A 22,468-nucleotide genomic window follows, 5' to 3' on the forward strand; every position below is an offset into this window, starting at 1 on the left:
GCGCGGGGAAACGGCAATAGAGCCGTCGCCTTTCTATAACTGCCCGACCATTTCGAGGAGCAGTTCGGCGTTAAGTCCCAGCTTGGCTTCGACACCGCGCTGTGCCGTTTCCCAGAGCGGCGCGGCTTCATCCAGAACGCGCCTGCCCTCTTCCGATACGGTAATGATCGTCTCGCGGCCATCGTCGCTTGGAAGCAAAGCGGCCAATCCCATCTTCGCGAGAACACGCACATTGCGTCCGGTCGTCGAGCGGTCAAGCTCGATCAGCCGGCCGAGATCCCCAACGGTGATGCGCTCAGCGCGCGCGATATTCCGCATCAAGCTGAGCTGCGCCAGGGAGATCCCGGCAGGTGCCAAGGCCTCATCATAAATCGCCGTCAGGCGCCGGGTGGCCTTTCGCATCGTCGTGCAATAGCAGGTCTGGTTTTCCATATCCGTCGCTTCCAAGGTTAGAACGTCAATACTCCCGGCTGCGTCGCTTGACAATGGGGTATATACCCTCATAATTATGGGTATGTACCCCAAACAAAGGAAACGCCTCATGCCTATAGCCCGTATCGACATCCCCGCCGGCAAGCCTGCCGGCTATGGCAAGACAGTTGGCGATGTCGTCTATGAAACCATGGTCTCGGAACTGAAGGTGCCCGAGAACGATCGCTTTCAGGTCATTTCCGAACACAAGCCCGGTTCCGGCCTTGTCGCCGACCCGACATATCTCGGCATCGAGCGCAGCGCTGACGCGCTGATCGTGCAGGTCACGCTGAATGAAGGCCGCACTGTCGAAGCCAAGCAGGCCTTCTACAAGGCGCTCGCCGACGGCCTCAACGCGCGCGTCGGCCTTCGCCGTGAAGACCTCGTGGTCAACCTTGTCGAGGTCAGGAAGGAAAACTGGTCCTTCGGCAACGGCATTGCCCAATACGCCTGACCAATGGCCGCCCGAAAATCGATCAACGCCGGCCCACCCGCTTTGATCAGGCAGCGAGGAATTTGATCAGCAGCTGCGCCGTCTCATCGGGATTTTCCTCCGGGAAGAAATGGCCGCCCCTCATTGCCTGACCTTCGACGTTGTCGGCCCACTTGCGCCAGATGGCGAGAGGGCCTCCGTCCTTTGCATAGAAGCTATCGAGAGGCCCACCGGAGCCCCACAAATGCAGCACCGGACAGGAAATACGGTGAGATGCTTCCTGGTCCTTTTTGTCATGCTCGATATCGATCGAGGCAGCGGCACGAAATTCCTCGCATACGGCATGGATGCGTGCCTTATCGTGATAGGTCGCGGTATATTCTGCTCTGACGTCCGGACCGAACGAGCCGGCGCCGAACGTGTTGTCGAAGATCGCGTCGGGATCACCTGCGAGATATCGCTCCGGCAGAGGCGCCTTCTGGGCAAGAAGGGTCCAGGGCCAGTATGCGAGCGCAAATCTTGCGTCGGCATGACCCCATCCCTCCGAAATCGGGATCGCGTCGAGCACGGCCAGGCGCTGGACCTTTTCGGGATGATCGAGCGCCATGCGATAGGAGACGCGCGCACCGCGATCATGGCCGACGACGTCGAATTTCGAGAAGCCGAGCTTGTCCATGACTTCCACGAGTTCGTTTGCCATCGCCCGTTTCGAATAAGCGAAATGATCGTCTGTCGATACCGGAATGCCGCTTTGCCCATAGCCGCGAAGATCGACGGCGATAACGGTATGATTTTTCGCAAGCAGCGGCGCCACGAAGCGCCACATCAGGCTGGATCGCGGGAAACCATGGACCAGAAGCACCGGCGATCCACTGCCGTAACGCCTCAAGAAAATGGTGTTGTCCCTGGTTTTGACCTCGACCGGCTCGAAGTCGTAGGGGTCGGCTACCGCCTGTGTCTTGCCTGTCTGCGCCGAAGCAGGCATTGCCGATACGGCTGCGGTCAGCGCGATGCCCGAGGCAGCAGTAATGGCGCGCAGTAAGGTGCGGCGGTCGAGGTCTGTCTTTCCAGTCATCTGTCGGATCTCCTGAGGGGGATAGCAGGGTGAATTTGGATTCTGGCTTTCATGAAGAGAAGACGGTGCATTGGATGGCCTCACCGCTCGGGAGGTGCCGATTGCCGCGCCTGGAGCCGCCAGGGGTCCTGGACAACAGCTCGGGCCGGAAGCACGAGGGAGATGTTGTTCTTGTTCTTCGCGCAGGGCCGCGCGCGACGTGAGGCACCCGGAAGCAGGCTCCCGGGTGCCTTGATGTCAGAGAGACGGATAGAGGTTGCGAACCTGGCTTACCGCCTCCAGGCGCGCGGCCGCGTCGAACATCGTCGACTCCGCGTACCAGGCGGACGACAGCTGAACGCCGATCGGCAGGCCATTGCTGCTGGTTCCAAACCGCAGGGTCATCGCCGGCAGACCGGTCAGGCTGAAGGGTGAGGTTCCGTTCATGACCTGGAATGGCGACCAGGCCTTTCCGTCCACGATCACATCGTCTAGGCCGTGTTTTGTCGCCGGGAACGGCGTGACAGGCGCAAGCAGCACGTCATAGCGCTGGAAGTAGCCAGCGAATTCGTCGCGCAGGCGCTCTACCGTCTGCTCATGGGCGACGAAGTCCTTGATCGGCGTGTCGGCGCCGTCGAGGACCAGCTTGGCATGGCGGAACACCAGATCCTCGTGACCGGCGACGGCTGCGGCAAAGCCGGGAGCGGCTTCCATCTGATGAAGCTGCCACAGGACGGTGACGGTATCGGTGTCGCGCAGAAGCGGCAGATCGACCTCCTCGACCTCGGCCCCGACGGCAGCCAGCGCCTGCGCCGCGGCCTTTACCGTTGCGGCGACCTCGGGGTCGATCGGCCCGAAGAAGCCGTTGTCGGCGATCCAGCCTACGCGCAGCGGACGGATCTGCAGCGCACCGAGATCGACAGTCGGCGGAACGGTGGAGAAGCCGTCGGCACCATCAGGACCGGCAATGATCGAATAGGCCAGCGCCACGTCACGCACGCTGCGAGCCATCGGGCCAATGTGCCAGAGGCGGCGCGGGGCACGCGGCCAGTGCCCGGTCAAAGGCACGCGGCCATGCGTTGCCTTGAGGCCGACGATACCCGTGTGGGCGGCCGGGCCGCGAGTCGAGATCGACAGGTCGCTGCCGATACCCAGCGGGGACATGCCGGCTGCGACCGCAGCAGACTCGCCGCCACTCGAACCGCCTGGTGTGTAGTCGAGATTCCAGGGGTTGTTGGTCTGGCCGGTCAGGAGGTTGTCGGTCTCGATCGAGGTGGCGAACTCGGGCGGATTGGTCTTGGCGATCAGGATACCTCCGGCAGCCTTGACGCGGGCAACGGCGGTGGCGTCGGTGTCGGGCACACGTCCCTTGAAGATCGGCGAACCGCGCTGCGTGAGAACGCCAGCGGTATCGATGCTGTCCTTGACGGTGAACGGCACGCCATGCAGCGCGCCGAGCTTTTCGCCTGACATGACCGCGGCCTCAGCCTTCTTTGCAGCCTCGAGCGCACCGTCGGCCATCGTGACGATGGCATTGATCTTGGGATTGACGGCCTCGATGCGATCGAGATGCGCCTTGACGACTTCGACGGGCGAGACCTGCTTGGTGCGGATCAGTTCGGCCAGCTTCGTGGCGTCGGTATAATAGAGTTTTTCCTGTTGCATCTTCCTGCTCCATTTGACTAACTAACGTTAGTTAGATACGGATTGAAGCAAAGTTTTCCTTGGTCAACCCCCTTTTTTCGATTAACTGGGCGCGACCAGAAAGGCCGAGAAAATGGGTACGAATGCGCGTGAAGACATCATGGAGGCAGCCAAGAAGGCGGCTCAAGCCCATGGATACGGCGGCCTCAGCATGCGCGATCTGGCCGCCGAGGTCGGTATCAAGGCCGCCAGCCTCTATTATCACTTCCCAAGCAAGGCCGAACTCGCCACCGCGGTCGCAAAACGATATTGGGAAGATGCGGCTGCCGATCTCGAAAAGATCTGGGATGAAAATTCCGACCCGGACGAGCGCCTGCGCTTTTTCCCGGTGACTTTCCGGCGGGCACTCGAAAACGAGAACCGCATGTGTCTGTGCAGTTTCATGGGAGCCGAATACGACGACCTGCCGGACCAGGTGAAGGAAGAGGTGCAGGTCTTCGCAGACGTCAACGTCGCCTGGCTGAAAAAGGCATTGCTCGCGTCGGGCACCGTCGATGAAGAAACAGGTGAGGCACGCGCCAAAGCCGTGTTTGCGGCAGTGGCGGGCGCACAGCTCATGGCGAGAAGCCGCGCCGATATCTCCCTTTACGACACGCTGATCGACAGCTACCGGGCCGCAGGCCTTCTGCCGGCCTGAATATGCGCGGGCCGCGGCCGACCGCAGCGATCAACGCCGCTTTCAAACTGGTATTTCATCACTCCCGCCACCGCAGCAGACGCCGTTCCGCAGCCCCCGCCAGCCGATTGAACGCAAAACCGACGATACCGAGGATGATGACGCCGACCATGACGAGGGCCATGTCGAAGCGCTCGCGGCCGGCGATGACGAGGCCGCCGATACCGGGACCGACGGCGAGAAAATATTCGGCGCCGACAGTTGCGAGCCAGGAATAGATCAGGCCGAGGTGGATGCCGGTCGCGATCGACGGCAGCGCGACCGGGAGATAGATCCGGCTGATGCGCTGCCAGGAATTGAAGCGCAGCGCACGGCCGACCTCGACCAGTTCGCGCGGCGCATCCTTGATGCCGTCATGCGTGTTGAGCGCAATCGGAATGAAGGCGGCAAGCGCCACGAAGACGATCTTTGCCTGCTCGCCGAAGCCGAACCAGACGGAGATCAGCGGGATCCAGGCAAGCAGCGAGATCTGCTTGATGCCGTTGAAGGTCGGCATGATCAGCCGGTCGGCGATGTTGACGACGGCGAGCAGCGTGCCGAAACCGATGCCGAGGACGGCGCCGATCAGGAAGCCCGCGATATTGCGCAGCAGGCTCGAGCCGAGCTGGCCGACCAAGCCGTTGTCGATGATCTCCTGCTTGGCCGTCAGGATGACGTCCTCGATCGGCGGCAGGAAGCGGATATCGACCAGACCGAAGCGGCTCGAGGCCTCCCATGCGACAAGCAGCAGAAGCGGCAGCGTCAATCCCCGGCGGATGCGGACGAAGTTTGAAGTCTCTTCCATCTCTCAGTCCTCCGCCTGCCGTTTCCAGCGCCGGATCAGCACCTCGGATGCTTCCAGTCCGCGATCCATGGCGAAACCGATAATGCCGATGACGACCATGGCGATGATGACGGTATCGAGCCAGAACATCTGGCGGCCCCAGACGAGCAGGTATCCGAGCCCCTCCGAAGAGGCCAGGAGTTCGACGCCGACAAGCGACGTCCAGGCATGCGTCAGGCCGTAGCGGACACCGGTGAAGATAGACGGCACGGCGCTTGGGAGGATGATCAGCCGCAGCGTCTGCCAGCGGCTGAAGCGCAATGCCCGCCCGACCTCCAGATATTTGGCCGGAACGCTGCGAATGCCCGAGAAGGTGTTCAGCGTTACCGGCACCAGAGCGCCCTTGGCGATGATGATGATCTTCAGCGTTTCCTCGATACCGACGAGCAGCATCAGAAGCGGGATCCAGCCGAGCGTCGGGATCTGTGCAAAAGCGAGAAAGACCGGTTTGACATAATCCTCGAACCGCCGGGAAAGCCCCATGGCAATTCCAAGGACCATGCCGAGAGAGGCCCCTATCGCGAAGCCGAAGACGACGCGGCGCAGGCTGACGCCGGCATGGTAGAACAATTCGCCGGTCGAGATCATGTCCCGCCCGGTCGCGACGACATAGGCGGGCGCCGGCAGGATCTGTTCCGGCAGCCAGCCGCGCGCCGAAGCGATCCACCAGAGTGCGATCAGACCGACCGGGAAGAGGAATGCCTCTCCCCGTCGGATCCAGCGAACGGCCGCATGCTGCGACCAATTGCGCCGCCGCGCCTGTCCTTCGAACTCGATATCGATTGCCATCCCAGGTCTTTCACTCAGGCCGTTCGGTCAGCAAGATCACGACGCGACGGGCTTGCCGTCGGCGCCATAGGCCTGCCAGAAGTTCTTGAAGCCGAGACGCTCGATCGCGTTGTCGAGATATTTCGGTTCGAACCAGCCCTTGAGATCGACATCGCGGCGGATCAGGCCGAATTCCTTGCTCTTGGCCGCCTGCTCCGTGTATTGCGACACGAGGAGATCATCGATCAGCGGCGAATTGCGGTAGGCCAGCGTATCGTCCTTGAAATACTCCTCGAGGATCGGGATTGCCGTGCCGGACTTGTGCCAGAGCTCGAAGAGCGCCGCGCGGTTCGGCTCGTCGGACGACCACTTGGCGGCCTTGACGAAGGCGTCGACGACGCGCTGGGTGATTTCCGGATGGGCATCGATGAAGGCCTCGCGGCCGATGATGCCGGCGTTTCGGCCGAAGCGCGGATCGTCGCCCTTCGTCGTGTAGATGACGTCGGCCGCACCCTTGGCCGCAAGGTTGATCAGCTGCGTATCGCCGAAGGCGGCGTCGATATCCTTGCTGGTCAAAGCTGCAACGGTGCCAGCACTATCGAGATTGACGACCTGGACATCGCGTTCGGTCAAGCCATGCGCTTCCAGGATCTTGATCGCCGCCAGGTGGCCGTTGGTGCCGCGCTGCAGCGCGATCTTGCGGCCCTTCAGGTCCTCGATCGACTTGATGCCGGAATCCTTGGCAACGGCGAGATAGAGCGGCTTGCGTGCGCCGCTTGCCAGCAGATACTTGGTCTTCAAACCGGTGGCGCGGCCGATCAGCGCCGGCAGGTCGCCCTGATAGGCGAAGTCGAGCTGGTCGTTGGCGAAGCCCTCGTTGACGGCGGGACCGGCGCCCTTGAAGAAGGTCCACTCGATCTTGATGTTCGGATCATTGGCAAATTCCTTCTCCAGGAATTCGCCGGCCCGCGCGGTCGCGGCCGACGTGCCTTCCGAATAGGGCCGGTTGTCGATGCCGATCGCGGCATAGCCGACATGGATGACGAGCTGATCCTCGGCGCGTGCCGATGTTGCCGTCGCCGCAAGCAGAATGGCGAGGCCGGCGGCCAGGCGGGTAAAGGTGATGCGTTTCATGATTGTCTCCGTTGATGCTTATCGTGCAATGGCGATCGCCGGCCGCGGGCGATCCTGTTCGGGCGCGCGCAGCGGGCGCGGGGCTGCGGGAGCGGCGACTTCGCCGGTGGCATGCAGGCTGTTGAGAACGCGGTCGCGCACTGCGGCGATCTCCGCAGACGTGCGCCGGCGCGGGCGGTCGATCGTAACCGGAATGATCTCGCGCACCCGGCCGGGGCGCGGCGACATCACCACCACCCTGTCGCCGAGATAGACCGCCTCTTCGACATCGTGGGTGACAAGCACCATGGTGATGCCTTCCTTGGCCCAGATGTCCTGAAGCTCGTCCTGCAAGCGCGCCTTGGTGATCGCGTCGAGCGCGCCGAAGGGTTCGTCGAGCAGCAGCACATTCGGACGGTTGACCAGCCCGCGCGCGATGCCGGCGCGCTGCGCCATGCCGCCGGAAAGCTGATGCGGATAGACGGTGGCAAAGCCGCCAAGACCGACGAGCTCGAGATGCTCGCGCACGAGTTCGGCCTTGCGGGCCTTCGGCAGCCTGGTGTTCAGGAGACCGAGGGCGACATTCTGCTCGACCGTCAGCCAGGGAAAGAGCCGCGGCTCCTGAAAGACGATGCCGCGGTCGAGGCTCGGCTCGTGAACCTCGGCGCCACCGTGGCGGATGCGCCCGGCGGTGGTGACGTCGAGACCGGCAAGCAGCCGCAGCAGCGTCGATTTTCCGCAGCCGCTGGCGCCAACGATGGTGACGAATTCGCCCTTGGCGACATCGACGCTGACATCGTCGAGGGCAGTCAGCGTATCGTTGCCGATCTTGAAGCGGCGGGTGATGTGGTCGGCTTGGAGATGGGCGATGCTCATGGTGATCCTACTCGGCGGCAAGAGGGGCGGATGCCGGATGCTGCGGTGTGCGCAGCCCCAGATTCTGGCGCAGCGTCGTGCCTTCATATTCGTTGCGGAACAGGCCGCGGCGGCGCAGTTCCGGCAGCACGAGATCGACGAAATCGCGAAGACCGACGGGCAGATGCGGCGGCATGATGTTGAAGCCATCGGCGGCTCCGCCCGTGAACCAGTGTTGCATCTCGTCGGCGATCTGCGCCGGCGTGCCGACGATCTGCCGGTGACCGCGCGCCCCGGCGATCCTGAGATAAAGCTGGCGGATCGTCAGGTTCTCACGATGGGCAAGATCGAGCAGCAGGCGCTGGCGGCTCTTGCTGGCATTGGTCTCCGGCAGCGCCGGAACCGGCCCGTCGAGGGGATGGGCGGAGAGATCGACGCCGCCGGTCATGCCGCTCAGCAAAGCCAGGCCGACGACCGGATGGATCAGTTCCTGGATCTGTTCGAACTTCTCTTCCGCCTCGGCGATCGTACGGCCGACGACGGGAAAGATGCCGGGCATGACCTTCAGATCATCGGCGTGACGGCCGTATTTGCGCAGGCGCCCCTTGAGATCGGCGTAGAAGGTGCGGGCTTCCTCGAACGTCTGATGCGCCGTAAAGACGACTTCGGCGGTGCGCGCCGCAAGTTCTTTGCCGGGCTCCGAAGAGCCCGCCTGAACGAGCACAGGATGTCCCTGGGGCGAACGGGCAACGTTCAGCGGCCCGCGAACCTTGAAGAACTTGCCCTTGTGATTGAGGACATGCTGCTTGTCGGGATCGAAATAGAGACCGCTCTGCTTGTCGCGCGGGAAGGCGCCCTCTTCCCAGGTATCCCACAGCCCGGTCACGACATCGGCGAATTCCTCGGCGCGCTCGTAGCGCTCACCATGGGCATAATGCTCGTCGCGGCCGAAATTGTGCGCTTCGTGCTCACTGGACGAGGTGACGAGGTTCCATCCTGCCCGGCCGCCGCTGATATGGTCGAGCGAGGCGAATTTGCGGGCGATATGATAGGGCTCGTTATAGGATGTCGAGGCGGTCGCGACGAAGCCGATATTGCGGGTGACCGCCGCCAGCGCTGACAGCAGCGTGATCGGTTCGAACTGCGCAACATAGCGCGTCGCGGTGCGGCTCAAGGCCTCGATATCGGTGCCCCGCGTGCCGACGCCATCGGCCATGAAGATCAGGTCGAACTTGCCGCGCTCGGCGAGCTGCGCCAGTTCCACGTAATGGGCGAAGTTGGAGCCGGCATCGGCCTGCGCATCCGGATGACGCCAGGCGGCGATGTGGTGTCCGGTCGGGTAGAGAAAGGCCCCGAGCCTGAGTTGCGATCGTTCAGCCATTTCGAGCTCCGTTCGAAGGAGCAGTCAGGCTAGGATTAAAAAAATAATATCTATAGAAATTATATTCTATTTCGAAGCCGCTGAAGGAACTTTTGTAATTGGAAAGGCTGCGCGCGAGCAGGCATGTTTTCGGCTCACCGGTGCGGCCCGCATCGCGCCCAAGGAGATATGAATGACGTTGTCAGCGCCCATTGCGCCACAGAAAGACAGACTGACCGCGCTCGTAAAGAGCCGGTATCGCAGCGATAAGAGGCTGTCCGGACAATGGAACGAGGCGCTCGACGCAATCCTGTCGCACCGCAGCGTCCGCGACTATCTCCCGCAATCCGTGCCCGCGCAAGTGATCGAACTTGCCGTCGCCGCGGCTCAATCGGCGCCGAGTTCATCGAACCTCCAGGCCTGGAGCGTGATCGCCGTCGAAGACAAGAACATCAGGGATCGCCTGAATGCCGTTGCCGGCAATCAGCGACAGATTGCCGGGGCGCCGCTTCTTCTGGTCTGGCTCGCCGATCTCGCCCGCCCGCGTGACATCGCTGAGACGCGGGGCGGCACGGCCGAAGGTCTCGATTATACCGAGAGTTTTCTCCTCGGTGTCATCGATGCCGCTCTTGCTGCGCAGAATGCCGTCGTGGCGCTCGAATCCCTCGGCCTCGGCACCTGCTATATCGGCGCCATCCGCAATGACCCGGAAAGCGTGGCGCGCGCGCTCGGTCTACCCGAAGGCGTGTTCCCGGTCTTCGGCTTGACGGTCGGCTATCCCGATCCGGGCAGGCCCGCAGATGTGAAGCCGCGGCTTGGCCAGGCAGCGATCCTCCATCGCGATCGCTACGATCCCGGTGCACACCGGCCTGCTCTCGACGCCTATAACCATGCGCTTGGAACCTTCCAGGCGGAACAGGCCATGCCGCGGATCGACTGGACCGAACAGGTCAGCAACCGCATCGGCACCGTCGCAGCCCTGAAAGGCCGTCACGTTCTGAAGGGCATCATCCGAAAGCTCGGCTTCGCGCTCAGGTAAGCGCCCTTCCCCTTCATTCAGCAAATCGATCAGCAGGCACAGGCATGACCAACAGCTCCGAATTTCTCTGGTACATCCCGAACGACATCAAGGCCGGTCACCGCGGCGACAGCGCCATCGTCGATCACAACAGCCTGGAGACGCTGTCGGAACATGCGCAGGCACTCGAGGATCACGGCTGGAAAGGCGCGCTGATCGGCACCGGTTGGGGGCGGCCGGATACGTTCACGGTTGCCACGGCGCTGGCAGCGCGCACCAAGACCTTCGAGCCGCTGGTCGCCATTCGGCCAGGCTACTGGCGCCCGGCGAACTTCGCTTCTGCGGCCGCAACGCTCGACCACCTCAGCGGCGGCCGGGTCCGCGTCAATATCGTCTCCGGGCAGGACAATCTTGCCGCCTATGGCGACAGCGAGGGCGATCAGGCTCATCGCTATGCGCGCACGAAGGAATTCATGCGCCTCGTGCGCCGCCTCTGGACGGAAGAAAACGTCACCTCCGCAGGCGAGCATTTCCGGCTCGAGGGCTCGACCGTCCAGCCGCGCATCGCCGGAAATGCCAACCGTCGCCACCCCAAGCTCTATTTCGGCGGCGCTTCGGAGCCGGCCGAAAAGGTCGCCGCGACCGAGGCGGATGTGCAGCTCTTCTGGGGCGAACCGCTCGATGGCGTCAGGGAACGCATCGACAGGCTGAAGCGGCTGAGCCGCGATCTCGACCGCGATCTTGCACCGCTGGAGTTTGGCCTGAGGATCACCACGCTCGTGCGGGAGACGCGCGAGGAAGCCTGGGCGGATGCCGAAAAGAAGGTTGCCGCCATGGCGGCAAATCAGGGCGGCAGCTGGCAGGACCATCGTGGCTCTGTCGCCGTCGGCCAACGCCGCCTGCTGGAACTGCACGAGCGCGGCGATGTGCTCGACGACAACCTCTATACCGCTCCCGGCAAATTCGGCGGCGGCGGCGCGGGAACGACATGGCTGGTCGGCTCGGCCGAAGATGTCGCCTCGTCGCTGCGCAAATACCGCGACCTCGGCATCACGCATTTCGTGCTCTCGGATACGCCCTACCTTGCCGAGATCAAACGGCAGGGAGACAAGCTGCTGCCGCTCCTGAGGGGTTGAGAGATGGATCGGGTCGATCGCAAAATCCTGGCGCAGCTGCAGAGCGACGCCGACATCCCCGGGGCCGGAGCTTGCCAAATCAGTCGGCATTTCGAACACGCCCTGCTGGCGAAGGGTTCAGAAGCTGGAGGAAGAAAAGGTCATCCGCCGGCGGGTCGCCCTGCTCGACGCGGCGAAAATCAACGCCGCCGTCACCGTCTTCGTGTCCATCCGGGTCAAGGCGCATTCGCCGGAATGGCTGCGCCGATTTTCCGAGGTGGTGACAAGCTTTGCCGAAGTGGTCGAGTTCTACCGCATGAGCGGCGACATCGACTATCTGATGCGGGTCGTGGTGCCCGACGTCGCAGGCTATGACGCGTTCTACAAGCGGCTGGTGGCGAAGATCGAGATCGGCGACGTCAGCTCGCGCTTTGCCATGCAGGAGCTGAAGTTCACGACCGAGCTTCCCTTATCTTATCTGCAGATCAACAATCCCAAGGCGGCACGCGCGAGTTAGCCGCGATTGGACGCGACATTGTGACGTTCGGCGGCCGCCACCGGCGCAATGACGGCCTTGCCTCGGGGTAAGGACGGAGCGAGACGCTGCGTGCCCTTTCACATGAGCGTCAGGGCCGGTCACCCTCGAAGTGCCGCTCAAGGAAGGGGAGATTGTCCTGACCCCAATAGGTTTCCCCGTCATAGATGAATGTCGGGAAACCAAAGACGCCGCTGTTGCGGGCGCGTTCGCGGTCACGGCTCCACTTCTTCTGGACATCGTCGTCGCCCTGGCGCTTGAGAAGTGCCTCGCCGTCGAAACCGGCTCGGGTGACGACCTCGGCCCGCACCTCGGGTTTGCCGATATCACGTGCGTCCGCCCAATAGGCGGTCTGCAACGCGCGAGTGACACCCACCCAATCCTTGCCGTCGAGATAGGCTGCGATCACCAGAAAGGAGGCGGGCGTCGGATCACCGAGTTCCGGGCGCTTGTCGAGCCAGATTTCCTTGCCGCGCACCTTCGCCCAGCGTCTCAGGTCTCTCGTCCAGTAGGCCCGGCGGATTTCCGGCCGGTTGCGCGAGAAGATGCCGCCGTTTTCCTCGATCACGGTGGTCAGGAAAGGCTCTATCTCCACCTGGTGCCGCTTGGCCAGATCGACGAAGGCATCGAGGCCGATATAGGACCAGGGAGAACCGATGGAGAAGAAATATTCGAGGGACTTCGTCATTGCTAATATCCTGATTTCAAAGATCTCACGTCACCGGCGCGCGGCGATAATGGCTGAAGCGCGGCGGGGCGCCAACCGAGTTCCGGACCGATCAGCGTCACGAAGTCGTGTAGAATCTGGCGGTAATCCTCGTCGATGAATTCATAGGGAAGCTCCAGACGGAATTCCTCGACATGGGGCAGGATCGGATCGGCGTATAGCGTCTCCAGGATTTCGTCAGCGGTTCCGACGAGGTCGCGAGCAAAGAGGGTGCGGCGCTCGCCCTGCGGCGTGAGCGTCCGTTCGTGACGGCCGGCGGCATAGGCAGCGTAGCGCTTGCGCGTTGCTAGGCTGGCACTGTCGAAGGGAACGATGACCCTTCCGAGCGCCACCCGGCGCCCTGCCCCACCGGAATTTCTGTAGCGCTCGAGCTGGCGTCCCTGGGCGACAAAGAACTCGTCTGTCTCCTCGCCCGTCGTCACGTTGCCGATCAGGAGATTGAAGCCGTTCTGTCCGGCCCAGGCTGCGGAGCGCAGGGACCCTCCTCCATACCAGATGCGGTCGATCAGGCCCTTGGCATGGGGATTGAGCCGCGGACGCTGCGGGCCGAAGGGCGTCTTGATCCGCGTCTCCTCGTCGCCGAGATAGTGTCCCTTCAGATTGTTGGCGAACCTGACAACGCGGGCATGCGAGAAGTCATGGCTCTCCCAGGCGCCATCAAAAGCGAGCGGCCCGATCAGATCGGCATGGAGCGGCCGTCCCGCGCTCAGGCCGACATTGAGCCGACCCCGGGAGAGCACATCGACGGTCGAGAGATCCTCGGCCAGCCGATATGGGCTTTCGTAGCCGATCGGGATGACCGCCGTGCCGAGCTCGATCCTCTCGGTCCGCTGGGTGGCGGCCGCCAGAAAGGCGGTTGCCGAGGAAATGCCCGGTTCCAGATGCCGCTGCCTGACCCAGGCACTGTTGAAGCCAAGCTCCTCGCCATGTTCGAGGAGCTGAAGCGTCTCTTCGAGCCCGCGATAGGGATCGTCTTCGGGATAGTTTCCGGGCGTCAGGAACCCGACATGCTTGATCGCAATGGAATGACTGGTCATCTCTGGAACTCAGAATTTCGGCAGGCCGGGCGGATTCGTCTCGGATGCGGGCAATGCTTCCTCGGAAAGATGCCAATGATCGAGGATCTTGGCGTAGGTGCCGTCCTTGATCAGGCCGTTGGTGGCGATCGTCAGCGTATCGGCAATGCCGCTGCCCTTGCGCGTCGTGATCGCGACGTCGGAACGATCGGGCCAGCCGGCGCTCAGCGTTCCCACGCGCTTGATGTTCTTGTCGCGGGCGGCGATGAAGACGAGCTGCGCATGCGGCTGAACAATGACGTCGGCGCGACCGGATTGCAGCGCCAGCAGGCTCGCTGCCTCGTCGTCGAAATATTGAAGCTCGATCGGCTTCAGGCCGGCGGCAACGTCCTCATCGCTCCATTTCAGCAGGATCCGCTCCTGGTTGGTCCCAGCACCGACGATGATGCGCAGACCGGCCGCATCCTTCGGCTCCTTGATGGAGGCAATGGCGCTGTCACCCTTCACGAAGAAGCCATGCAGGCCCTTGCGATAGGTCGAGAAGTCGAACTTCTGCTTGCGCTCCTCGGTGACGCCGACATTGGAGATGACGGCGTCATACTTGCCCGAGACGAGACCAAGCGGCCAGTCGATCCAGGCGACCGGTACGATTTCCAGCTCCAGCCCGAGGCTTTCTGCAATCGCATTGGCATATTCGGGATCGGCGCCGACGACCGTCTTCGCGTCGGTGGCATAGGTTGCAAGCGGTGGTCCGCCCGGGCTGATCGCAACGGTAAACTTGCCCGGCGTGACGAAGGCAAAGCTCTTCGGGATCGAGGCGATCGCCGCTTCGTTCTTCACCGCATGGACACGAGCGGGTTGCTCGGGGCTCAGATCGAACTCATCGACGGCATGCGCCATACCGGCCGCAGCCAGCATCATCGCGCTCAAAAGCAGCGCCGGGCGCCAGGAAGCAAAAGACATCATTTTAAATCTCCTGAAATGAACGGTGCGGACCGGCTCGCATCCCTCGCGCCGGCCCGCACGGCCAGCCTTAGGAACCGCTCTTCGGCAGTCCCGGCGGGTTGGTCTTCGATTCTGCCGTCGCCTCAGACGTCAGGTTCCAGCGCTTCAGCACTTCGCCATACTTGCCGTTCTTGATGAGGTCGTTGAGAGCGAGAGTGACCGCGTCGGCAAGTCCGGCGCCCTTCTTGGTCGTGACTGCGATCTCGGCCGCAATCGGCCAGCCGCCGCTGACGGTGCCGACGAGCTTGGTCGAGCCCTTGATCGAGGCGCTGTAGGCGAGCGTGGCATTCGGATTGAATTCGACATCGGCGCGGCCGGACTGGATTGCCAGATCGGCCGCGGCCCGATCATCGTAATACTGCACCTCGATCGGCTTCAGGCCGGCGGCGACATTCTCGCGGTCCCATTCGAGGATGATCTTTTCCTGATTGGTACCGGCGCCCGTGATGACCTTCAGCCCGGCAACGTCCTTCGGCTCCTTGATCGCGGTGATCTTGCTGTCGGCCTTCACGTAGAAGCCGAGCACGTCATTGCGATAGGTGGAGAAATCGAACTTCTCCTTGCGTTCCTCCGTCACGGTGACGTTGGAAATTACCGCATCGTACTTGCCGGAGGAGACACCGAGCGGCCAGTCTTCCCAGGCGACCGGAACGAGATCGAGATCGAGGCCGAAAGAGTCGGCGAGTAGCTGCGCGATCTCGGGATCGGTACCGACGACGGTCTTTGCATCCGTTGCGTAGGTGGCGACCGGCGGATCCCAAGGGTTGATAGCGACCGTGAACTTGCCCTTCTGGACGAACTTGAAGGACGGAGAGATTGCCTTGATCGCCGCGTCATCCTTCTCGGCGCGGATCCGGTTCGAGGTATCCGGGCTCAAGTTGAACTTCTCGGCAGCCTGCGCGGAGCCGATCCCAATGGTTGCCACCGCTACGGCGCTGGCGAGCAGCTGGATTGCGCTATTTCTGAATGTCATTGCCCTACTCCATTTCTTCTTTAAATTGTGGCTGCTGGCATGCGATCCGGACGCCCGTCGCGGCCGGAATTTCGTTTTCTGCGGAAAGTTCAGAGCACCTTGGCGAGAAACTCTCTGGTGCGGGAATGGTCGGCCCGGGTGAAGATCTTCGATGGCGGGCCGGACTCCAGGATCTTGCCGCCGTCCATGAAGACCACGGTATCGGCGATCTCGCGGGCAAAGCCGATCTCGTGGGTGACGACGACAAGCGTCGTCCCTGTCCGCGCGAGTTCCTTGATGACATCGAGCACTTCGCCGACGAGCTCGGGATCAAGCGCCGATGTCGGCTCGTCGAACAGGAGAACCTTGGGACGGAGCGCCAGCGCCCGGGCAATTGCCACGCGCTGCTGCTGGCCGCCGGAAAGCTGGCGGGGATAGGCATTGATCTTGTCGCCGAGCCCGACCCTGGCGAGCAGCTCCTGAGCCAGCTGGACCGCTTCCTCGCGTTTTGCGCCGCGCACCTGGATAGGTGCCTCGATCAGATTTTCGAGCACGGTCAGATGCGGAAAGAGATTGAAGCTCTGGAACACCATGCCGATATCGGCGCGCCGCTTCAGGATTTCGTTCTCCTTGAGCTCATAGAGCAGATTGCCCTTCTGCTCGTAGCCGACGAGCTCGCCATCGACGGCGATGAAACCGGCGTCGACGCGCTCCAGATGATTGATCGAGCGCAGCAGCGTCGACTTGCCGGAACCCGAGGGGCCGAGGATGGCAGTCACGCTACCGGCAGGCAGATTGAGATCGATGCCATCGAGCACCTTCAGCGAGCCAAAGCTTTTCGAAATTCCCTGGATGCTGATGGCTCCACCGGCGCGCAGAACCGCGGCATCGGCAAATCCCCTATGAGCGACTGCGGTTTCAGGCGCAAACTCAGTCGCGGCAGGATGGCGGGCAAAGCGTGCGAAGAAGGCCTGGAACGGCAAGGGCTTCGGATTGCGCAGGGCGCCCTTGGAATAATGCCGCTCGATATAGTGCTGCGCGATCGACAGCACGGTCATGATGACGAGATACCAGCCGGTCGCGACCATCAGCAGCGGAATGACTTCCAGATTGCGGCGATAGATGACCTGCACGGTGTAGAAGAGCTCCGGCAGGGCCAGGACGTAGACCATCGAGGTCGCCTTCGCGAGACCGATCACCTCGTTGAACCCTGTCGGCAGGATCGAGCGCATCGCCTGCGGCAGGATGATGCGGAACGCCTGGCGGCGATGCGAGAGGCCGAGCGAGGCGGCCGCCTCAAGCTGGCCCTGGTCCACGGAGAGGATACCGCCGCGAACGATTTCGGCGAAGAAGGCCGACTGATTGAGCGTCAGACCAAGAAAGGCTGCCGCAAACGGCGTCAGAAGCTGCGTCGTCGGATAGCTCGCAAAGACCGTATCGGTGAAGGGGATGCCGATCGTGATCGTTTCATAGAGATAGCCGAGATTGTTGAGAACGAGCAGCAGCACGATGACCGGGATCGAGCGGAGCAGCCAGATATAGCCCCAGGAGAGACCCGAAAGCAGCGGTGAGCGGGAAACACGGGCGAGTGCCAGCGCGGTTCCGAGGATCGAGCCGGAGACGGTGGCGAGTGCTGTCAGAAGCAGGGTTCGGCCAAGGCCGGCCAGCACCGGCTCAGCGAAGAACCACTCGGCAAACACATTCCAGCCCCAGCGCGGGTTCGTGGACGTCGAATAGATGATGCTCGCAATGACCGCGGCGGCAAAGATCGTGCCCGCAAGGCGCGCCGGGTGGCGTGCCGGAACGATCTTGTAACGCGTGAAATCGGAGGTCTCCACCGCTCTGTGCTCGTGTTTTGCGATAGCCGCAAATTCGCTGGTCAGCGCCATGCCCCTGTTCCTTCCCAAATCAAAGATTGGCGACCGCTCGAAGCGGCGTTGCGTCGATGTCTGCCGCCGGCGCCATAGCAGCGGCCGCGATCGTCTTTTCGAACGGCAGCGTCTTGTAGAATTCAGGGTCGACATTGATGTCGAAGAGCGCGGTGTAACCGTTGCTCAGATAGAGGCCGACGGCCTCCGGCTGCCTGAACCCCGTCGTCAAATAGACGCGCTGATAGCCCTGGCGGGCCGCCTGCGCCTCAAGTTCGACGAGAACCTTTCGCGCCAGTCCCTGACGTCGCAGGTCGGAGCGGGTCCAGATGCGCTTGAACTCGGCGGTCCTCTCGTCATAGCGCTTGAAGGCGCCGCCGCCGATCGTCACGCCATCGCGGATCAGCAGTACGAAGTTGCCGTCCGGCGCGGCGAAGGCTTCGGGCGGATAGCGGTTGAGCTCGGCTGCCGCGCCCTTCTCATCGAAATAGCTGCCGTAACGGCTGTCATATTCATGAATGAGTTCGTCGATCAGCGGCTTTGCCTGCGGATCAAGCGGTGATGTGTAGAGAAACGTATCGCTCATGTCGTCGTTACCCGTTGTCTTTGGAGAGAAAGGTTTCGGCGAGCTGCACCCAGTAACGGGCCGCAGGCGCTATGATGGCGTCATTGAAATCGTAGTGCGCGCTGTGCAGCGGCGCGCTGTCGCCGTTGCCGACGAAGAGATAGCTTCCCGGCGTCTCCTGCAGCATGAAGGCGAAGTCCTCGCTCGCCGTTCGCGGGCGGAAATCGTCCTCGGTTGCGCTGCGGTCGAACGCTTTCAGCGCCACGCTTTTCGCGAATGCCGTTTCATCGGGATGGTTGACGAGCGCCGGGAAACCGCGCCGGTAGTCGACTTCAGCCGTCGCGCCGAAGCTTTCGGTCTGTGCGCGAGCCAATGCCGGAATGCGGGTCTCCAGCCTTTCGCGAACGCTCTCGCTATAGGCGCGCATGGTGAGCTTCAGCTCGACGCTTTCAGGGATGACATTCGAGGCGGACCCGCCGTGGATCGAGCCCACGGTGACAACGGCCATCTCCTGCGGATCGACATTGCGGGAGACGACGCTCTGCAGCGCGGTGATGAGCGAGGCGGATGCCAGCACCGGATCGACACCGCGATGCGGCTCGGCACCATGGCCGCCCTTGCCGACGATCCTGATCACCGCCTGGTCGACCGAGGCCATGGCCGCATTCGCGACGAAGCCGAAATGCCCGGAGGGCACACCGGGCCAATTGTGGAGCCCGAAGACTGCGTCGACAGGAAAGCGGTCGAACAGCCCCTCCGCAATCATCTTGCGCGCGCCGGCGCCGATCTCCTCGGCTGGCTGGAAGATCAGCCGGAGCGTTCCATCGAACCGTCCGCTCTCGGCGAGATAGCGCGCCGCTGCAAGCAGGATGGTCGTGTGCCCGTCATGTCCGCAGGCATGCATGACGCCGGGGTTGCTGCTCGAATAGGCAAGCCCCGTCGCCTCCTCGATCGGCAGCGCATCCATATCGGCGCGAATGGCGACTTTCTTATTGCCGCGTCCCTTCCTCAAGGTCGCGACGATGCCGGTCCCGGCAATGCCGTGCTCGACCTCATAGCCCCACGAGGCGAGACGCGAGGCGATGAGCTTGCTGGTGCGGTGCTCGCGAAACGCAAGCTCCGGATATTGGTGAAGATCGTGGCGCAGAGCGACGAATTGGTCGAGGAATGAGGCAATCCCCTGCTCGACGCGGTCATGGCCTGGGGGTGTTTGAACTCTTGCGTTCATCGGACATCCCCCAGCGCTCAGGCGCTGGCGGCCTTTCGCTGGTCGGAATCGTCGGCGCGTTCGGCATAGCGGCTGGTGCGGAAGGGCAGCCCCAGATGATCGCGAAGCGTTTCGCCTTTCAGCTTGGGATCGAAATAACCGCGGCGCTGCAGGATGGGCAGAACGTGATGCGCGAAGTCGTCGAAGCCTTCGGCAATCACCGGAAAACCGAGAATGAAGCCGTCGGCGGCTTCACCATCGATCCAGCGGATGATCTCGTCAGCGATATGATCGGCCGTGCCGATAAACGCTGTGCGCGGCGTGGCTGCATCGAGTGCAACCTGGCGCAAGGTCAGCCCCTGCTCGCGCGCCGTTTTCTTGATCCGGTCGGTCGTGGCGCGGAAATTGTTGCGGCCGATATCGCCGAGTTCGGGAAATTGCTCATCCAGCGGATAGACGCTGAAATCATGGTGATCGAAGAAGCGGCCGAGATAGCGCAAGGCCTCTTCGATGGTAACGAGGCCGCGGATCGCCTGATACTTGGCTTCCGCCTCCTCCACCGTCGCACCGACGATCGGGCCGATGCCGGGATAGACGCCGATCTCTCTGGCGCTGCGCCCCTGGGCGACCGCGCTCTGCTTCAGTTGCTTGTAGAAGGTCTTCGCATCCTCGATCGGACCGCCATTGGTGAAGACGGCATCGGCATGCTTGCCGGCGAGCTTGATGCCGGAATCCGAGGCGCCCGCCTGGAAGACCACCGGCTGGCCCTGTTTCGAGCGGCGGATATTGAGCGGCCCTTCGATCCGGAAGAACCGCCCCTTGTGATCGAGCCGGTGCATCTTGTCGAAGTCGGCATATCGCCCGCTGTCGCGATCGCGGATGAAGGCGTCGTCATCCCAGGAATCCCAAAGGCCCTTGGCCGCGTCGATATATTCCTCGGCGATTTCGTATCGCAGCTCATGTTCGGGATGTTCGCGCCCGTAATTGCGCCCGGATCCCTCCAGAGGCGAGGTGACGGCGTTCCAGCCGGCGCGGCCGCCGCTGATCAGGTCGAGCGACGCGAACTGCCGGGCGATGGTGAAGGGGTCGCTGTAGGAAGTCGATACCGTGCCCACCAGACCGATCTTCGATGTCGAGGCGGCCAGCGCCGAGAGGATCGTCAGCGGCTCGAAGCGGTTGAGAAAATGGGGAATCGATTGCTCGTTGATGTAGAGGCCGTCGGCAACGAACGCGAAGGCTATGCCGACATCCTCGGCCTTGCGGGCGGTATCGACGAAGAACTGGAGGTTGGTCGAGGCGTCCGCCGGACCGCTCGGATGCTTCCAGGCGTTCATGTGGCCGCCCGGGCCCTGCAGCATGATGCCGAAAATGACGTGTTTCTGAGCCATGATCTGTCTCCGGAGTGGGAATTAGGCAGCGAGTGAAAGGCGTTCTTTTGCCAGCAGCTCGATGGAGGCGAGGCGCTCGCCCGGCGTCAGGGCCGGCGTGTCGAGCACGAATTCCTGGACGCCGTAGCGCGCGTGAAGGTCGTCGAGCGCATCCCGCACCTGACGTGCGGTACCGTGGAGAACGCTCGGGGTCCTTTCCTCGGTGCGGTAGTCGGCAACACCGGCCTGCCGGGCATATTCGGCCGCCTGCTCTTCATTGCCGACATTCACCGTCTGGCCGTTCGGCAGGAACACCTTGACGATGCGCAGATCGCCGACGCGGGCTCTAGCCTGCTCTGCGCTTTCGGCGGCGAAAGCCGCCAGCGCCAGGATCGGAACATCGCCGCCGGTCGCCTGCGCGTAGGCCTCGAAGGTCTTGCGAAGATTTTCGGGATCGCCGTTCAGGTGTCCGGCAAAGACCAGCCGCCACCCCTTCTCCGCGGCAAGCAGAGCGCTGTCGACGCTGGCGCCGAGCAGGAAGCGCTCGGGCTTGACCGGTGGGATCGGCGTTGCCACCGCCTGGTCGTCGCGCGGTTCGAACGAAAGGTAGGCATTCAACTCGGAGAGCTGTTCGGCAAAGCCCGGCTTCAACGCAGGATCGACCGCGACCTGCAAGGCGCGCGTCGAATAGGGAAAGCCGCCCGGCGCCTTGCCAACGCCAAGATCGACCCTGCCCGGCGCGAGGGACGACAGGACATTGAAAATCTCGGCGACCTTGTAGGCGCTATAGTGCTGCAGCATTACCCCGCCCGAGCCAATGCGGATCGAGCGCGTGCGCGCCAGAAGATAGGAGATCAGCACCTCTGGTGCGGAACTTGCGAGGTTAGTCATGCTATGATGTTCGGCGACCCAGAATCGGTGGTAACCGAGCTCATCCGCCGCAATGGCGAGCTTGACGGCCGCCGCAAGCGCTTCCGTCGCGCTCACGCCCGCTTCGATCGGGGCCTTGTCGAGCAAGCTGAGAAGATAAGTCATCACGGTGCCTCGTCATATTTCTATATTGTCTATAAAATCAGTAGACAAATTACACAGTAAGGAACCGCTTTCTCTTTGGAGTTGAACAAGGGGAAAAAACCACCGTGCTGCGGGGGTGGGATGACGATACCGTTCAGCAGGAGGAACCGCTGCCTGCGAATGTCAGGTCTCGACCGGTCATCGAGATGTGGGCGGCATGGATCGACCGAAGTCCGGGCCGGTCACGCGCGAATCTCTACGAAGGTCTACGCTATCCGCAGCGTGGCTGTAGATAGCGTAGACCTCCCACGGGGCAATTCACGTCATCCGCCGAAAATCGATCACGCACCTCTAGCGGCGGCCGATGAACTGAGCCTTATCTCCATAGGGATGGCGCCGATGGAGGGCCGACCGATAACAGAAGTCTGATGCCAAGGCACACCAGCACGATGCCGGCACACATGAGCGGACGGCGCTGTCGTTCTTGATGCAGCCATTGACGGATCGGTTGAGCTGGGCGTTTCGGGAGGAGTGAGGCTGCGGTTTATCTAGCCCAGAAACGCAAAACGCGCCTGATGGCGGGCTGCGATGTGTGTCGGGAAGAATTTGGTTTCGGGGTGAGGCTTTGAACCTTCTGCCTTGAGGTTATGGTCCGTAGGACGATGAGCTACGATCGCCGGGGAAAGCGAAGCTTTTGCGCCATCGATAGGTCGATAGGATTCTGGGGAGATTTGGTTGCGGGGGCAGGATTTGAACCTGCGGCCTTCAGGTTATGAGCCTGACGAGCTACCGGGCTGCTCCACCCCGCGTCCAGCGCAAAAC

General features: G+C 62.5%; 21 protein-coding genes, 1 tRNA gene and 1 pseudogene. 5 read left to right on the forward strand and 18 right to left on the reverse strand.

What is annotated here, in order from left to right; translation table 11 throughout:
• Positions 1-33: 33 nt before the first annotated feature.
• The gene (locus ACQZ5H_RS29585; RefSeq protein ID WP_449099831.1) at positions 34-432 is read right to left on the reverse strand and encodes a MarR family winged helix-turn-helix transcriptional regulator; all 399 of its coding nucleotides are present in this window, start codon (positions 430-432) and stop codon (positions 34-36) included.
• 109 nt (positions 433-541) lie between these two features.
• Between ACQZ5H_RS29585 and ACQZ5H_RS29590 the strand changes: the two genes are divergently transcribed.
• Positions 542-925 carry a tautomerase family protein gene (locus ACQZ5H_RS29590; RefSeq protein ID WP_449099832.1) on the forward strand — a complete coding sequence of 128 codons (384 nt, stop codon included), beginning with the start codon at positions 542-544 and terminating at the stop codon, positions 923-925.
• A gap of 46 nt (positions 926-971) precedes the next feature.
• Here the strand turns inward: ACQZ5H_RS29590 and ACQZ5H_RS29595 are convergent, their stop codons facing one another.
• On the reverse strand, positions 972-1,979 hold the full coding sequence (locus ACQZ5H_RS29595; RefSeq protein ID WP_449099833.1) for an alpha/beta fold hydrolase: 1,008 nt from the start codon (positions 1,977-1,979) through the stop codon (positions 972-974).
• A gap of 237 nt (positions 1,980-2,216) precedes the next feature.
• Complete coding sequence (locus ACQZ5H_RS29600) at positions 2,217-3,623, reverse strand: amidase (protein ID WP_449099834.1); 1,407 nt, start codon at positions 3,621-3,623, stop codon at positions 2,217-2,219.
• Positions 3,624-3,735: 112 nt separating this feature from the next.
• Here ACQZ5H_RS29600 and ACQZ5H_RS29605 point away from each other — a divergent pair, with 112 nt between their 5' ends.
• On the forward strand, positions 3,736-4,299 hold the full coding sequence (locus ACQZ5H_RS29605) for a TetR/AcrR family transcriptional regulator (RefSeq protein WP_449099835.1): 564 nt from the start codon (positions 3,736-3,738) through the stop codon (positions 4,297-4,299).
• A 58-nt stretch (positions 4,300-4,357) separates the two neighbouring features.
• On the opposite strand, the gene ACQZ5H_RS29610 is transcribed toward ACQZ5H_RS29605, so the two are convergent.
• From ACQZ5H_RS29610 to ACQZ5H_RS29630, 5 genes are read right to left on the reverse strand one after another with little or no spacing between them, the layout of a single operon-like run.
• On the reverse strand, positions 4,358-5,122 hold the full coding sequence (locus tag ACQZ5H_RS29610; RefSeq protein WP_449099836.1) for an ABC transporter permease: 765 nt from the start codon (positions 5,120-5,122) through the stop codon (positions 4,358-4,360).
• 3 nt (positions 5,123-5,125) lie between these two features.
• A complete protein-coding gene (locus tag ACQZ5H_RS29615; protein ID WP_449099837.1) occupies positions 5,126-5,950 on the reverse strand; it encodes an ABC transporter permease in 825 nt (274 codons plus the stop codon).
• 36 nt (positions 5,951-5,986) lie between these two features.
• Positions 5,987-7,063 carry an ABC transporter substrate-binding protein gene (locus ACQZ5H_RS29620; RefSeq protein ID WP_449099838.1) on the reverse strand — a complete coding sequence of 359 codons (1,077 nt, stop codon included), beginning with the start codon at positions 7,061-7,063 and terminating at the stop codon, positions 5,987-5,989.
• 18 nt (positions 7,064-7,081) lie between these two features.
• Complete coding sequence (locus ACQZ5H_RS29625; RefSeq protein ID WP_112711294.1) at positions 7,082-7,918, reverse strand: ABC transporter ATP-binding protein; 837 nt, start codon at positions 7,916-7,918, stop codon at positions 7,082-7,084.
• A gap of 7 nt (positions 7,919-7,925) precedes the next feature.
• A complete protein-coding gene (locus ACQZ5H_RS29630) occupies positions 7,926-9,278 on the reverse strand; it encodes an LLM class flavin-dependent oxidoreductase (RefSeq protein WP_449099839.1) in 1,353 nt (450 codons plus the stop codon).
• Between the two features lie 172 nt (positions 9,279-9,450).
• Here ACQZ5H_RS29630 and ACQZ5H_RS29635 point away from each other — a divergent pair, with 172 nt between their 5' ends.
• The 3 genes and pseudogenes from ACQZ5H_RS29635 to ACQZ5H_RS29645 all read left to right on the forward strand — a co-directional run bounded on the left by ACQZ5H_RS29635 (position 9,451) and on the right by ACQZ5H_RS29645 (position 11,907).
• Positions 9,451-10,296, forward strand: a complete 846-nt coding sequence (locus ACQZ5H_RS29635; RefSeq protein WP_449099840.1) for an NADPH-dependent oxidoreductase — start codon at positions 9,451-9,453, stop codon at positions 10,294-10,296.
• Between the two features lie 44 nt (positions 10,297-10,340).
• A complete protein-coding gene (locus ACQZ5H_RS29640) occupies positions 10,341-11,411 on the forward strand; it encodes an LLM class flavin-dependent oxidoreductase (RefSeq protein WP_449099841.1) in 1,071 nt (356 codons plus the stop codon).
• 3 nt (positions 11,412-11,414) lie between these two features.
• A pseudogene (locus ACQZ5H_RS29645) lies at positions 11,415-11,907 on the forward strand (Lrp/AsnC family transcriptional regulator).
• Between the two features lie 109 nt (positions 11,908-12,016).
• On the opposite strand, the gene ACQZ5H_RS29650 reads toward ACQZ5H_RS29645, so the two are convergent.
• From ACQZ5H_RS29650 to ACQZ5H_RS29695, 10 genes are all read right to left on the reverse strand, one after another.
• Positions 12,017-12,613, reverse strand: a complete 597-nt coding sequence (locus ACQZ5H_RS29650; RefSeq protein WP_449099842.1) for a DsbA family protein — start codon at positions 12,611-12,613, stop codon at positions 12,017-12,019.
• Positions 12,614-12,615: 2 nt separating this feature from the next.
• Entirely contained in the window at positions 12,616-13,689 is a 1,074-nt protein-coding gene (locus ACQZ5H_RS29655; protein ID WP_449099843.1) for an LLM class flavin-dependent oxidoreductase, read from the reverse strand.
• Between the two features lie 9 nt (positions 13,690-13,698).
• On the reverse strand, positions 13,699-14,589 hold the full coding sequence (locus ACQZ5H_RS29660) for an ABC transporter substrate-binding protein (RefSeq protein WP_449099852.1): 891 nt from the start codon (positions 14,587-14,589) through the stop codon (positions 13,699-13,701).
• 112 nt (positions 14,590-14,701) lie between these two features.
• Positions 14,702-15,646 (reverse strand): ABC transporter substrate-binding protein, encoded by a 945-nt coding sequence (locus tag ACQZ5H_RS29665; protein ID WP_449099844.1) that lies wholly within the window; start codon positions 15,644-15,646, stop codon positions 14,702-14,704.
• An 89-nt stretch (positions 15,647-15,735) separates the two neighbouring features.
• Positions 15,736-17,514, reverse strand: a complete 1,779-nt coding sequence (locus tag ACQZ5H_RS29670; RefSeq protein WP_449099845.1) for an amino acid ABC transporter permease/ATP-binding protein — start codon at positions 17,512-17,514, stop codon at positions 15,736-15,738.
• A 19-nt stretch (positions 17,515-17,533) separates the two neighbouring features.
• Positions 17,534-18,079: a GNAT family N-acetyltransferase gene (locus tag ACQZ5H_RS29675; protein ID WP_449099846.1), complete on the reverse strand. Its 546-nt coding sequence runs from the start codon at positions 18,077-18,079 to the stop codon at positions 17,534-17,536.
• A gap of 7 nt (positions 18,080-18,086) precedes the next feature.
• Positions 18,087-19,286, reverse strand: a complete 1,200-nt coding sequence (locus tag ACQZ5H_RS29680) for a M20 aminoacylase family protein (RefSeq protein ID WP_449099847.1) — start codon at positions 19,284-19,286, stop codon at positions 18,087-18,089.
• 17 nt (positions 19,287-19,303) lie between these two features.
• Complete coding sequence (locus tag ACQZ5H_RS29685) at positions 19,304-20,653, reverse strand: LLM class flavin-dependent oxidoreductase (RefSeq protein ID WP_449099848.1); 1,350 nt, start codon at positions 20,651-20,653, stop codon at positions 19,304-19,306.
• Between the two features lie 21 nt (positions 20,654-20,674).
• The gene (locus ACQZ5H_RS29690) at positions 20,675-21,667 is read right to left on the reverse strand and encodes an MsnO8 family LLM class oxidoreductase (protein ID WP_449099849.1); all 993 of its coding nucleotides are present in this window, start codon (positions 21,665-21,667) and stop codon (positions 20,675-20,677) included.
• A 711-nt stretch (positions 21,668-22,378) separates the two neighbouring features.
• Positions 22,379-22,455, reverse strand: a tRNA-Met gene (locus tag ACQZ5H_RS29695).
• Positions 22,456-22,468: the final 13 nt, after the last annotated feature.

The sequence above is a fragment of the Rhizobium sp. 21-4511-3d genome (assembly GCF_053522545.1).